The sequence below is a fragment of the Nostoc sp. XA010 genome (assembly GCF_020829625.1).
Lineage (GTDB): Bacteria > Cyanobacteriota > Cyanobacteriia > Cyanobacteriales > Nostocaceae > Nostoc.
The window spans coordinates 50009-64741 of record NZ_JAIVFX010000001.1 but is presented as its reverse complement, the minus strand read 5'-3'; the positions used below and the strand labels follow the sequence as shown (position 1 = coordinate 64741).

Here is a 14733-nt window from a genome sequence, read left to right as displayed (position 1 = left end):
AATCTCCTATAGTGAAATTGCCAAAACCAGCAAACCATTTTGGTTAGTCCCAATCATTTTATGATTTGGGTTGTACAGCTTGCCTAACAACTTGTTCGTCCAAACCTAACGCTTGAGCTATCTGTTCAATACTCAATCCTAACGCCCATAGCTGAGGTATTGTTTCTAACTTGCCTTCTAGCTTGCCTTCTAATTTGCCTTCTAGCTTGCCTTCTAGCTTGCCTTCTTCTTTACCCTCTTCTTTACCCTCTGCAAAAACTTCTTGGTAAAATTTAGTTTGCTTTAACTCACTTAATCCGAACATTTTTCCCATCTCCTCCCGGCTCAAGCGCGGCAATTTGTAGATTAATATCGTTTCTATCAATTGTATAATTTCCCTTTGTTGGGCGGCATTGAGAATTTCTTTTCGGGCGCTGTTTACAATCTCTATAGCTTTCGTTGTTGCAGTTGATTCTGGTTCTATGATTAGTTTGACTGTCTCAATCCCGATTGATGATGTGGGAATTGAGCTTAATTCGTTGAGGTAAACGCGAGTCACTCGTTGTGAGTTAAGTAATTCTGCGTATCTTTCTGTATCTCCACTATCAACGCTGCGATTGGGGAAGATGACAACACCACGCCAGGTGTTAGTTAATTCAGTTTTGTCGAGATAGTTAAAGATTTCGGCGAATAAACGGGAATAAATTTTTTTATCTGGTTGAAATTGCACCTCAGCAAAATAAATGGGTAGTTCTAGAGTATTGGGTAAAAATACACCATCAATTCTAAATGCCAATTGTTTGACTTCGACTGAAGAAAATTGGTAAGCACTGGCTAGTGATGGCGGTTGGTTAATTAGTTCAAAGAACGTGCTGGGGAAGCTTTGAAAGATGCGATAAAAGATACTGTCGGTTTTCACTCTAGACAATTGAAGCTAGTTTTACAGTTGATGAGCATAAGTAGGTAGGCACAATTAAGCCAAACTATGTAAACTTATGTAAAGCACCAGAAACGCTTTGAATATAAGCTTTTAAGCGATTTACATTTCTTAATTTAGTTGTATTTTTTAGCGCCCACCTACTTATTTTACACTTTTGCCATCGCTCAATATGATTGAGGGCTGGCGAAACACTCGTCCCCATTTGGTGATTGGATTATAAATAAAGCAGGATCATCCAAAATACCATCATGTCAACTGTTTGTAATGAAGTATCAAGTTGGGGACGAGTTTTTACGAGAACTGCCACTAATTTTGGCGGGGCCAATTCTAAAACATACTGAACCGGAGTCAGTGACGGTATGGGTGGCACTAAAACAGTCTTGTCAGATAGAACTCAAGGTTTATGACACAACAAATGATGGTGAAGTAGTAGGAAATTGCTTGTTGGAGGGGGAATACTTCACAGTTGCTTTGGGTAAGTATCTTCACATTGCTGCTATAACAGCTCGGTCTATAGAGGAGCATCGTTTAACTAATAACCGCATCTATGCATACGATCTCCAATTTACTCTCGCTCACCATTGCCTGCAAATGCAACAAGCATTATGCTCAAACTCTTCTCCTACAGTCAGCATCAGCTACTTTGAGCATCAAAAACCAACCTTTGTTTTGCCGCCAAACCGTCTGCAAGATTTGCAAATTATCCATGCTTCCTGCCGTAAACCTCATGGTCATGGATTTGATGCACTGCCGATTCTCGACGGTTTGATTGAGTCAAAAGCAAATCAACCCCAACACCGCCCCCACCAGCTATTCCTCACCGGAGATCAAATTTACGGCGATGATGTAGCAGAACCATCGCTGTGGGTTGCTAGTACTCTTGGTGATGCCCTCTTGGGTTGGGAAGAACAACTTTCTGTGAATGGAGTATACTGCACTCCCCAGCAGCTACCCCCTGGACAGAGGACTGATGTTGCGACAAATCAAGCTGGATTGACCGCAGGATTACATAATAAATCTGAGAAAGTTAGCAGTCATCTTTTCAGCCTGGGTGAATATTACGCTACTTATTTACTAGCTTGGTCGCCAGTGTGCTGGCCGGCCGCATTTCCCAAAGGACACCAAGTAACGCGCGATCGCAAAGCTATCAAGAAATGGAACCGGGAAGTCCAGCATTTGCGACAATTTATTTATACCCTTGGGAAAGTGCGCCGCGCCCTTGCCAATATTCCCATGTACACCATCTTTGATGACCATGATGTTACTGATGACTGGAATTTGAACCAAGCTTGGTGTTTGCGAGTACTAGGGCGTCCCTTGGGGCGAAGAATAGTCCAAAATGCATTGTTAGCCTATACGGTGTTTCAAGGTTGGGGCAATACACCTGAGCAATTTGCAGAAGGTAAACCAGGTGAAAAGCTGTTGGAGGCTGCACAAGCTTGGTCAGCTTCTCAAGGGAGAGATGCAAAGGCTGATGAGGCGATCGCTCATTATGTAGGTATGCCAGCCTACGATCCCCACACAGACTTACCGATTTTAGTTCGAGATGGTGCAGTGTTCATTTTAGATCGACATCCTGAAGCAATCACTTGGCACTACATAGTCAGGAGCGACTGCTATAAAGTAATTGTGCTGGATACGCGGACTCGGCGGGGTTATCCAGCCGATCAAAAACCAATTGCACCACCGATGCTGCTGTCTCCAAAAGCCTTTGAGCAACAACTAGTTTTACCTTTACAAGAAATAGTTGAACAAACTCAGATTCAAACTACATTTGTGATTGCGCCCACGAATGTATTTGGACTACAAGTGATTGATTGGATACACCATTGGCACTTACAACGGGAGAAAGTTTTTTCAACCGATGTTGGAGATGCCTGGAACATTAATACTGAAGCACTGGCGAAATTCCTAACCACCTTGTTTGAGGAACGTCAACAAGTCGTTATTCTATCAGGAGATATTCACTACAGTTCTGTTGCTCACTTGTCTTATGCACGCACTCATTCCAAATTACAGTCTGTCTTAGTGCAGCTAACCGCTAGTGCATTGAAGAATGAAGAGATTTTGACACGGCTCATTCATACACGATTGAAACATTGGCTGCTACCAGAAAAGGTGCGACATTGGATAGGTTGGATTAATCCACCCAATATGGTAGAAATTTCAGATAAACAATTACAGCATAATCGCCAGTTACTGACTAACTCTGAATGGCATTGTGTGTTGAAGTGGATACCTCGAAACAGTGTTCAGACTTCTTGCTTCGGAGCAGATATATCATCGTTGATAGCTCCCTGGAAACGAGCCGAAAATGCAAAATGGAAATGGTTACAACCCCTAATGTTTTGGAAATTTCGTTGGGTTCAGGAGGGGCGAGAAGTAGTTGGATTTAATAATTTAGGTCTGGTTCACTTTGAGTTAGTAGATGGGAGTAGCTATTGCAAAGTTATTCAAGATTTGTATTGGTTTTCTTCTTGGTATCCAACCCAAGTTGTTTACAGCCGTTTTGAGAGTCAGTTAACGCCTAATCAGCTATTGTTGCGATAACCCCGGAAGATCCCCCCAACCCCCCGTAAAAAGCTACCGTGTATACACAAGTGCATCCAGAGCGAGTTTCCAGCCAAGCAAAGATGGATTCAAATTGTCTTAAATCATGAAAAAGGGTAGGCATTCTAGGACGTCTACCAGAGGTATAAACTTTCTGGGGTCGTCGAAGCTTGAATTAAGATTGGATTATCCATAGTTTTTGCTTCTCAAACATTCTCTCCACCTACTTTACATCCGACTTGTGTATACACGCTCGAAAAGTGGGGAAGGGGCTAGGGGTGGGGTTCTGATGTTCCCAACTAAACTTTTGCTTCCAAAGACTTGAGTAACTCTGTATTCACACCCGATTCACGAGTTAGGGCAACTTTGCCAGTGCGGGCGACTTCTCTCAAACCAAATTTTTGCAACACCTGCACGATCGCTACCATTTTACCTGGATCTCCTACAACTTCTAAGGTGAGAGAATCTTCCGCCACGTCCACGACTCGCGCCCGGAAAATCTGAGACAGTTCGATCACTTCTGAACGATTGCTGGTAGTAGCATTCACCTTCAAGAGCATCAATTCCCGCTCTACACAAGGAGTTTCAGTAATATCCTGTACCTTAAGGACATTGACTAACTTGTATAGTTGCTTGGTGAGTTGCTCGATAACGCGATCGTCACCAGGTACAACCATCGTAATTCGAGAGACTCCTCCTTGTTCAGCAGGGCCAACAGCAAGGCTTTCAATATTAAAGCCGCGACGGGCGAATAAACCAGAAATGCGGGAAAGAACACCCGCCTCATCTTCTACAAGAACTGAAAGGGTATGTTTCATCTTCGCCAACAGAGGCTAGCACAGGATTTGAGGAACGCAGACTCTAGCACCGCTTTGCAGAATTCACTCATTTAATCAAAATTCCTTGAGTTACAAACTCTTGACATTTTGTGAAATGTATGTTTACTTCTGTCGTAGCGTACTACTGCACTAATTGTCAGTGCGACCTTTTATTGTAAACTCAATAGCTGCACTCATTGCATTGTCTAGAGATAAATAATTGGGCAGAAATCATCCTGCAAGGAGTAATTTCATTGAATGCATCTCTTTTCTTTGGCAGATGCGGTATTTTTATGAAGCTTTTATACTCAGACTTCATAAGGCTCTAATAGGAGAAAAGTTTTTATGGGTTGGTTAAAAAGACTATTTGGGATGGAAAAACCTCAAAATGCAGAAGTAAATCCTACTGCACAGTCAATAGCGCAAGCTCCTAATACTAACGTTGGGTCTACTGCTACTCAATCAATACCCCCAGAACGTGTGGGGTTAAGCGGGGAATATGATCAAAGTGGGTTGGCAAAGCGGGTAGCGTTGGCATTTGATCAAGACCCCCAACTCGATGATGTTAATACCCTTTGGGTTGCTCAAACGGGTAGCACTGTGGTGTTGAAAGGTAAAGTTCCTAGTCAAGAAATTCTCAACAAGATGGTTTCTGTAGCTAGTTCTGTTAGTGGGGCTACAGATGTTGACACTAACCAAGCCACGATTGGCTAGGTATTAAGCAATTCAAAATTCAATAGCGGCAAAGGTATTGGTTGGCGCGATGCCTACGGCGGGCTACGCCTACGCTCCCATTGCATAATATTTAGGGAGTAAGCAACGGTTAGCGATGCCTGGGGCGGGCTACGCCTACGCTAACCCACCTCCCAATCCAATCTAAAATAGCTTGGTTGACTTGTTCGGGACATTCATCATGGGGACAATGACCCACATCCTCTAAATTCAGCACTTCCAATTTCTCGTTATATTGGGCAAATTGGTTAGCAAGGGCTGGGGGAACAAACCGATCCTTTTGTCCCCAAATTAACAGCATGGGAATTGTTAAGGTTGGTAATACTGTCTTGACACTGGGACTAAAGTTAATACCAATCGCCGCTTTGAACAAAGCACTGAAAGCTCTGGCGGAACCTCTATCTTGGGGAGGCCCTGCTAAAATTTCTATGAGTTCATCAGTAATCGCCTCTGGGTTAGCGTAGGCAAGACTAGCCCACCGACGCAGCACCCCTGGACGACGCACGAAGTTAAATACAGGTTTAAGAATCAACGGCGAAGCGACAATATTTTTAATTGCTCTGACAACTGGTTGCAGTACAGGCGGAATTGCTTCTTGCTCTAGTGAAGGGTCGGGTAAACTCATCATCACCATACCCAGCACCATATCGGGGTGAGTAGCGGCGGCAGCCATAGAAATCAGTGAACCGTTGGAATTGCCCACCAAAATTGCTGGTTGACGGATAAATGTTTTCCAGAAATCGTAAACCTGCTCAACCCAGAGTTCGATGCTGTAATTAGCTGCGGCTTTTTCAGAAGCGCCAAAACCCAGCATATCGATGGCATACACTGTGTGATGCTCACCTAACACTTCTAAATTATGTCGCCAATGACCAATAGAAGCGCCAAAGCCATGTAGCAATATCAGTGGTGTTGTCTTTTGGTAATTTTGGCTAGGGCGAATGTAAGTGTAGCGTGTTTGCCAGCCACGCCAAACCCAATCTCTTTGATTACCAACTCGTTCCTGCCAGTGTAATGTAGTGGTCACAGTCTCCTTTAATTCAGCAGCGTGAAAATACTATATAAAACGTTCTTGAATTGAGACAGAGATTTAAAAGTCTTAAAAAATGAGAGTGTTGAAAGAAACTCTCATGCTATTTTATTTATCTTTAGAGCAAAGCACCACCACAACTAGAACCACATCCAGCAGTACAACCATAGCAATAAGCAGCAGTTTGTATATCACTAATCAGGTCTAAACTGTCAGCTTCTAATAGTTTGCTAACTGTCAAAGTTTCACCATTACGACTTTTTGCAGGCAAATTCATCATTTGGTTAAAATCGCAATCATATATATTGCCTAGATAGTCAATTGAGAGTTCATCGCGGCACATTAAATGTTCAACTGTGCCGGGATTAAAATGCGACTCTAAAAACTGCAAATAGCTGGTGTACAGTTTTTTACGTTCTAAATGCATTTTGGTTCTACCAACTGGTAGGTTGGTAATGGTGAAGAGGTTGCTAAACACAATATTAAAATGTTCTTTTAAGAACATTTTGTAATCTCGTTCTAGATTAGTCTGTTCGGGAGCTAAGGAAAATTTTTCATCCGTGGGTAATTGGGGATTAAATACCAAGTCCAAAATTAAATTTGGCTCTTTACCATAGCCGAGTTGGTTAAGCCACTGCAAAGCTTTGACTGAACTATCAAAAACACCAGCGCCGCGCATTTTATCAACATTATCTGCTAGGTAGCAGGGTAGGGAAGCCACAACTCTTATTTGGTGTTGAGCAAAGTATTCTGGTAAATCAGCAAATCCATCTTCAAAATAAATGGTCAAATTAGACCGGACAATCACCTGTTTACCAGTTGCTCTTGCTGCTTCTACTAATGGCTTAAATCCATAATTCATTTCTGGTGCGCCACCAGTCAAATCCACAATTTTAATTTCAGGAAATTTATGGATTAGCGAAATCAATTGTTCGCAAACTTCAGGAGAAAGTTCTTCTGTACGTTTTGGCCCAGCTTCGACATGACAGTGGGTACAAGCAAGGTTACAACGCTTACCTAGATTAATTTGTAAAACAGTGATTCCCTTTTTTGTGAAAGGAGAATTGAGTTTGTTTTTAAATGGTGTAACTTTAGATTGAGTTTGCATTAATTAACTACTCCTTTAATATAGTAGAAATATATTATTTTTTTCTATCTTTGTAATAATCTGTAGGTTATTGCACTAATAATTGCAGCAGTTGGTAAAGTTAGAACCCACGATAATAGTATCTGATAAAAAACACGCATATTGGCTTTTTTGCCTGTCAACCCTACTCCAAAAATAGAACCAACTGAAACATGAGTGGTAGAAACCGGAAGCCCAAAGTGACTAGCTGCAATTACTAGAATTCCAGTTACTATATTTGCTGATAAGCCCTGAGTATGATTTAATGAGGTAATCTTTTCACTCATGGTTACTGCAACTTTTTGGGAGTTAAGTAAACCACCAAGTGCCATTGCGATCGCAATCGTGATCATTCCCCCCTGAACCGAAAAGTACTCAATAACTAGAATGAGTGAAAAAATCTTGGGAGTATCATTTAAGCCTCTAGCAAAACTGACAATCCCAGCGCTGATAAAATGGAAAATATCAATCATTTTTTGATTGACTGATAGATTACATTTTAAAATTATATAGTTATATAAACTGGAAATTCCTGCTCCCAAAGGAATAGCAATAATTGGACTGAGTAATAGAGGCAAAATAAAAGAAGTTCCCAAAGCTGCAAAATTAACTTGGAGTCCGATCGCAACTAATCCAGCGCCAACCAGCGCACCTGTTAAACTGTGAGTTGTGGAAATGGGAAACCCCATGAAGGTGGCTATCAGTACAGTTAAACCAGCAGCGATCGCAACTGCCAGATGAAACTCCGGTGAATTTGCGATCGCATCAGGCACTAGTCCTTTCCCAGAGAAATTTTTAATTAATGTACTTGCCAAAAAAGTTGCAGCAACCGCACCAGCTAAAGTTGTAAAAGTTGCCCACAAAATTGCTGTTTGATAGCTGCTTGTTCGGCTACCAAATAACGTTGCTACCCCTTTAAAGTTGTCATTTGCACCATTGGAATATGCTAAAAAAAGCGTGGCGATAAATACACTAATTAACAACATTTTGGGGTTTATAAAGAAGAAGTTAGAATCCAGAATTAAGAATGCAATTTGTAAAATATTCCAATTATGCATTCATACCCCAGTCGTACAGAATAATTCTGTTAGAGGTAGCGGGGCGTTTAGCCCATTCTGACGCCTCGGCGGAGCGGCTCCAGCTCCGCTCCTGACACCTGAATTCTTTTTTACAAAATTAACAGCAACCACCACCGCTATAGTGCCAGGTTGAATTGGTCACAATTATTTCTGCTGGGTTGATAGCCGCAAGTTTAGCAGCAGTTTTATCACATACTGCGGCGGGAATACCACGCTGGAGTAGATGACCTGCTGAGTCATCGAAGAAGGGTTCTAAGCCAGCATAAACTGCTGTTCTTCCCGTGAATATACAAGCGCCATCTTCTGGAATAGCAACTTTAAAGGAGACGGAATCCAGACTTTCTAAAAGTAGGTGTTCTTCTAAATTATAAGTCTGGGAATCTAGTAAACGATAAGGACGACGGGCACGAATTTCAACTTGACCAAAACCAGCATTTGTAATCCGTTCAGTATACTCTTGATATGTAAGTGCGCCTGATAAACACATGGCTCTTAGTCGGTCATCTTGTTGAAGATGTGCTGGAATTTGACTAGTGGCAATTGGATCGCTCATTTGCAAACGCCCGCCTGGTTTTAATACCCGATAGGCTTCTTTTAAAGCACGGGTTAAATCTTCTGGTTCAAAAATATTGAAAAGGCAATTTTGCGCCACAATATCGACGCGAAGATCAGCAACAGGTAAGTTAAAAGCATCGCCTTCGCGGATTTCTACAAAACTGGTGTCAAACCACGGATTTTCTTGAGCAGCAATTTCCAGATTGCGTGCAGCAGCTTCCCTCATGGCCCCAACCGGTTCAACAGCAATTACAGCTCCTGCATGGCGGGAAAAATAAGCGAATTGCAACGCTTCTAAGCCGCCGCCAACACCGACATACAGCACAGTAGGTTGATTTCCTAATTCAGTGGGGTGAACGGTAGTGCCACAACCATAGTTCATTTCCTGCATTGGCACAGGAATTTTTAATCCTGGTAGTTGCAGGGGTGTACTTTGCACACAACAAAGTCCAACTTGCGGGGTTTCGGCAACTTCGCGGTAGAATTGCGCTGCTGTTTCTAGATAGGTCATGCAGTTTTAGATTTTAGATGATGACAGCTTTGTGCATCCTAATATAATTAACCCGGAGTTGGATGAGTTTTTACTCAGATTGCCAAAAACCCTAAATCTTCCTAGAATAGAAAACTTTGGGATTTTACCGTTGTTTCACACTGGAAGGGGGGGAAAGAAGGAGAATCAAAATACACTTTTCGACGTTCCCAAGGAACAGCTAAACAACGGTATTTGCGTTGATACCAAGCAAAACAACGTTCTTGCCAGTATCTTGTCACAGATATTTTGATCGGTCTACCTTTATTTTTCTTAGTTTTCCAAACTCTTTTTGGTATTTGGGGTCGAATCCCTCGTTTGCGTAGACTTGCACGTTGTTGTTTCGAGTCATACCCCTTATCGGCAGCCAACACCTTAAGCCGTTTACGTGGTCTACCGCGTTTCAAGGTTTTTAATTTGACTTTATTCGAGTATTGGTAATACCTGTTCCCTCTCGTTGCCCTTAGCTGGAGTTGTTGAGTTAGACAAGGGCATTCCATTCCCCTCAGTGACCGTGTGGATAAGAATACCTTTTCCTTTGCCACTATACGCAACTTCTTCAGCTCCTCCTTTCCCAGGGGGTTACCACATTTTTATATTAGTGGGATAGGTTCTTACTTACCCTAACTCTTCGACATACCGCCGTTCGCATCTAAAGGTGCTTACACTTACTGTTATCTATTACCAGCTTCTCTTCAATTGTCTTTATATATACAATAATTATAATTTCTTAGTCAATTTAACGCAGACTTAAAATACTTTCAAATCCAGACTATGGATGTTTCCTCATGGAAAAAATTCGCACTAATCAACCAAATATTAGCATAATTCTTTATATATCCACTAAAACCTGATGATAGCTATATCAAACGGCACATTAAAAATTTTTGCGACCAAAACCCTATATACTAAATTAGACTTTGATAAATTTGAGAGTTTTGTTAATTGCAACACCAAAAACTATTAATTTTTAGATGAAATACTAGCGTATCTTATAGTCTATAGTTTTTAAAGTTTAGTCAAAACTATATCCAGTATCATCAAAAAACTGCAAACTTCATGTGGTGCAAAAATCAATCGGGGAGTGAAAACATGAATTTACGTAGAGATGCATTGCAAATCCTCAAAGAAACTAGCCGAACTTTTTATATCCCAATTAGTGTTTTACCGCCAGGATTACAAGAAGCAGTAGCATCAGCATATTTGTGTATGCGTGCCATTGATGAAATAGAAGATCATCCCGAATTAGATAACGCTACTAAAGCAAAGCTGTTAAGAACGATTAGCCTGACATTACAGGCAGGGGTTGATGGCTTCGCAGTAGATGCTTTCTTTGCAGGATTTAGTGGGTATGAGAATACCTTAGAAGAAGTTACAGTGAGGATTAGAGAATGGTCGATACTAGCACCAGAGACTATTGCGCCTCGAATTTGGGATGCCACTGCTGCAATGGCAGACCGGATGGCTTACTGGGCAGAAAGAAACTGGAAAATTTATACAGAATCTGATTTGGATCGTTATACCTTCGGGGTTGCAGGTGCAGTCGGATTGTTACTATCGGATCTATGGACATGGTACGATGGAACGCAAACTAACCGTACCCAGGCGATCGGTTTTGGCCGGGGTTTACAAGCAGTTAATATCCTGCGTAACCATACTGAAGATTTAGGGCGTGGGGTAGACTTTTTTCCAGAGGGTTGGAGTGCAGAAAATATGCAAGAGTATGCCCGGCGCAATCTAGCCCTGGCAGAAGTTTATACCAAAAACCTTCCTACTGGCCCAGCCTTAGATTTTTGCCAAATTCCCTTAACGTTGGCTAATGGCACTCTTGATGCCCTTGCTAGTGGGAAAGAGAAACTCAGTCGCAGTGATGTTTTTGCACTTCTCGAACAACTAATTAGTGTAAATATGAAAGCCAGCTAATAGTCTCTTAACAACTAATGGAGATGATTCTAAATTGCCTCCAAATTTGGGCATCCAAAATTCTACAGCGATTTTCTCTAAGGGAGTTAGTGTGGTCTTATATCAGGTTCGGTTCAACACTTATAATGTCTGTAGCTTGGGGAGCCACTGCGCCCTTACGGTTTCTGGACAACCAAGCAAATGGCGTATTAGAAACATAGACCCAAACGCGAACAGCGTCTGGTAAAGAAGGGCTTTTCCGCAGGGAAACCCAACATTTTATCCTTGTTTATGTTGGGTTTCACTGCTGTATTCCTACAGGGATCTTGCTAAAACCCAACCAACTTACATTGATAGATTTTATTATAATAATTTATCACCCGAACTTGATATTATCCCTTGGTGCTAACCTTGCCCTTTGCGAGAAGAGGAGACGCCCGTTTTAGGTGTAGGTCGATAGCACGCCGCTAATGCTGCGCTATCAGTCTAAGCCGCCATTTCGAGTTTGCTTCAAGTAGAGCAACTGGCGTTGGGCACTGCCCTTCAATAGCTTTAAATACCAATTCTTGAAAATAAGACTACAGAAACAATCTAGGACTTATACCGTTTCTTTGTGAAGCTGCATATATTTACCCCCCGGCTAAGCCGTCCCCCCTTACCAAGGGGGGACTACAGGGGGGTCTTGTTACGTGCATCTTCATGCAGAATTGGTATTAGGCATTGATAATCAATGCAAAATATGCATAAATTTAAAAACTACATCTTTCGTAAGGACATAGCAATGTTGCCTACAGCATGGTCTATTTCCGCTCGCAGAATAATTAACAAAAGCCTGAAACAACCTCAAGATCGTTAATTCACATCAGGATGCATTTGTACAGTGTGTAAGTCTTAAATCATCCAAAAACCTAAATTAAAGCCGACTTTCACAATTATTGAATGACATTAGCCAGTTGGTAGAGCAGCACGTTACGTGTAAAAAGCTCTTACTCTTAAGAGAGCATTATAACCAATTAGTATATACTATAAAGTAATTTAAATACTATTTAACATTCTGGGTATAATAAATTTCTTATTTGGCAAACAGTTTACGTAATATTAGCTAAACTTTAATAAATCTTCAAAGCATTTCCAGCAAAAATTACCTGGCAAGAGTTGATTAATATCTAAATAATTGAAAGAGAGTATAATAACTCACCGTGATTCTTCGTGCAGCGAGTTGACAGTGCATGAGCTACTGCTTAAATCCTACCTGTCCCAATCCAGAAAATTTGGTATATAGCCAAAAGTGCCAGTCTTGTGGCTCGCAACTACTGTTGCGCGATCGCTATCAGGTGATCAAACCATTAGGTCAGGGTGGCTTTGGAGCAACCTTCTTAGCCAACGATCAAGGCTTACCAGGAGAACCGAGTTGCGTAATCAAACAATTACGCCCATCAGGAAGCGCCCCACACGTTTTACAGATGGCTAGAGAACTCTTTGAACGAGAAGCCAAAACTTTAGGTAAGATTGGCAATCATCCCCAAGTACCAAGATTGTTAGACTATTTTGAAGATCATGAACAATTCTACTTAGTTCAAGAATACATTAGTGGTGATACCTTGCAGGAAGAGGTCAAACTTAACGGCATCTTAAGCGAAACTGGAGTCAAGCAATTTTTGAGCGAGACTTTGCCACTACTGCAATACATCCACGAGCAAAAGGTGATTCACCGTGATATCAAGCCAGCCAACTTAATTCGCCGCACTCAAGATGCCAGAATGGTACTAATCGACTTTGGTGCCGTAAAAAACCAGATCAGCCAAGGTGCGGTAAATCAATCAGGACAGACAGCATTAACTGCCTATGCTATTGGTACTCCTGGTTTTGCACCTCCAGAGCAAATGGCTATGCGTCCAGTCTACGCCAGTGATATCTATGCACTGGGGGTGACATGCATTTATTTACTGACTAGCAAAACTCCTAAAGATTTAGATTACAATCCCAACACTGGCGAGATGATGTGGGAGCAACTTGTGCAAGTGAGTGACCACTTGGGCAATGTATTGCGAAAAATGTTAGAGGTGTCTGTACGTAATCGCTATCAGTCAGCGACAGAAGCTCTCAGAGCATTGGAAATAGAACCATATTTAGAAAGTTTAGCAAAGGGTTTATTAATTAAATCAGATACTGGGTCTAAAGAGCGAACACAGAACCACCTGGATAATTCTGCTGTTTTATGTAACAACTCTGCTGCTACCAGTACAGGAGTAGCACAGGTAGCGGCAGCAATTCGCGCTAGACGAGCCAAGGCAGCAACGGAAGCAGGTGGATTACACCAGGCTTCTGGGATGGCCAAATCAACAACTTTTGTTAACAGCAACAGTAATGGTTCACAAGTTAAAACTTCTAAAGTTGAGCGTAAATTAGATACTCAAGCTTTATTAACTGCCTATCAGAAAGGAAGACGAGATTTTGCTCTACACAATTTAAGTTTGCTGAATCTGCAAGGTGCTGACTTATCCCAAACAAATTTCCATTCCACTCAATTGCAAAAAACTAATCTCCAGGGAGCTAATCTTCACAATAGTGACTTTGGCAGAGCCAGTCTCACTCGAGCAAATCTCAAGGATGCTAATTTAACCAAAGCATACTTTAACCATGCTGATTTAGAAGGGGCAGACCTGCGAGGCGCAGACCTCAGCAATGCTTGTCTTAGTAATGCCAACCTCCGAGGAGCTAATCTTTGTGGTGCTAATCTCACCAGTGCCAAAATTTCAGATGAGCAGCTTGCACTAGCAAAAACAAATTGGATGACCATCCGCCCCAATGGGAAACGAGGCTTGTTATAAGTTGAAAGTTTAATAATATTTGAGAGTTACTTGCTTGCCCTGCCTCCCAGACTAGTACCGCAAGGCGGAAATAAACCTACCATTTCATTACAGTTATAAAGCCCAAAATTAAAGTATATGTGACTTTTTACTTTTGGCTTTTGACTTCCGCCTTGCGGTAAGTAGTTCGGTCTTTTTAAGGGTACTTAAGCCAAGTCTTAAACTCAAGTGTATTGTTTTATAAAGCTCACAAGCCTTCTATTTTCTTATGAGCTTAGATAAATCAGCCCTTATTCTTATCAAGAAAACTCAGATTTATCCAGAACTGACCAAATAGATAGGCGATCGCACTTTTGGGCCGATCAAGCTCAAAGATGGCGATCGCATCCGTCTAGGTAGTATGACTTTTGATTTTTTCATGAGTTCTACCTGCCGCATGTTGCCAACTGTAGCAATGGAGCTATTGATGCAACTTATACATCGAAAGAGGGATAATCAAGTAAAAATATTTACTTATACCTGTAACAGACCAAAACTTTTGATTGAAAAACGATAATTCAGAGATTTTCAGAAATTCTGGATTAGTTGAGAAGTTTGAACATTGGTATGACAACTTCAGTTCAGAACAGAAATCAGAAATTTTAGACCGCTTTTTTAGCAGACAAATACCATAGAATCTCAAC

The 14733-nt window shown here is 41.5% G+C and carries 10 protein-coding genes; 4 read left to right on the top strand and 6 right to left on the bottom strand.

Features of this window, described 5'->3' with window-relative positions; translation table 11 throughout:
• Positions 1–58: 58 nt before the first annotated feature.
• Positions 59–898, bottom strand: a complete 840-nt coding sequence (locus tag LC608_RS00275) for an Rpn family recombination-promoting nuclease/putative transposase (RefSeq protein ID WP_229551630.1) — start codon at positions 896–898, stop codon at positions 59–61.
• A 285-nt stretch (positions 899–1183) separates the two neighbouring features.
• On the opposite strand from LC608_RS00275, the gene LC608_RS00270 reads away from it, so the two are divergent.
• Positions 1184–3469 carry a PhoD-like phosphatase gene (locus LC608_RS00270; RefSeq protein WP_229551629.1) on the top strand — a complete coding sequence of 762 codons (2286 nt, stop codon included), beginning with the start codon at positions 1184–1186 and terminating at the stop codon, positions 3467–3469.
• Between the two features lie 299 nt (positions 3470–3768).
• On the opposite strand, the gene ilvN is transcribed toward LC608_RS00270, so the two are convergent.
• Positions 3769–4287, bottom strand: a complete 519-nt coding sequence (ilvN, locus tag LC608_RS00265; protein ID WP_229551628.1) for an acetolactate synthase small subunit — start codon at positions 4285–4287, stop codon at positions 3769–3771.
• A 345-nt stretch (positions 4288–4632) separates the two neighbouring features.
• Between ilvN and LC608_RS00260 the strand changes: the two genes are divergently transcribed.
• Positions 4633–5001: a BON domain-containing protein gene (locus tag LC608_RS00260; protein ID WP_229551627.1), complete on the top strand. Its 369-nt coding sequence runs from the start codon at positions 4633–4635 to the stop codon at positions 4999–5001.
• Between the two features lie 109 nt (positions 5002–5110).
• On the opposite strand, the gene LC608_RS00255 is transcribed toward LC608_RS00260, so the two are convergent.
• From LC608_RS00255 to arsM, 4 genes are all read right to left on the bottom strand, one after another.
• Positions 5111–6046, bottom strand: a complete 936-nt coding sequence (locus tag LC608_RS00255; protein WP_229551626.1) for an alpha/beta fold hydrolase — start codon at positions 6044–6046, stop codon at positions 5111–5113.
• Between the two features lie 121 nt (positions 6047–6167).
• A complete protein-coding gene (arsS, locus tag LC608_RS00250) occupies positions 6168–7157 on the bottom strand; it encodes an arsenosugar biosynthesis radical SAM (seleno)protein ArsS (protein WP_229551625.1) in 990 nt (329 codons plus the stop codon).
• A 44-nt stretch (positions 7158–7201) separates the two neighbouring features.
• Entirely contained in the window at positions 7202–8233 is a 1032-nt protein-coding gene (locus LC608_RS00245; RefSeq protein ID WP_229551624.1) for an inorganic phosphate transporter, read from the bottom strand.
• 118 nt (positions 8234–8351) lie between these two features.
• Positions 8352–9320, bottom strand: a complete 969-nt coding sequence (gene arsM / locus LC608_RS00240; protein ID WP_229551623.1) for an arsenosugar biosynthesis arsenite methyltransferase ArsM — start codon at positions 9318–9320, stop codon at positions 8352–8354.
• Positions 9321–10430: 1110 nt separating this feature from the next.
• Here arsM and LC608_RS00235 point away from each other — a divergent pair.
• On the top strand, positions 10431–11261 hold the full coding sequence (locus LC608_RS00235; protein WP_229551622.1) for a squalene/phytoene synthase family protein: 831 nt from the start codon (positions 10431–10433) through the stop codon (positions 11259–11261).
• 1208 nt (positions 11262–12469) lie between these two features.
• Positions 12470–14071, top strand: coding sequence for a serine/threonine-protein kinase (locus LC608_RS00230; RefSeq protein ID WP_229551621.1), 1602 nt, complete (start codon positions 12470–12472; stop codon positions 14069–14071).
• The last annotated feature ends 662 nt before the right edge of the window (positions 14072–14733 follow it).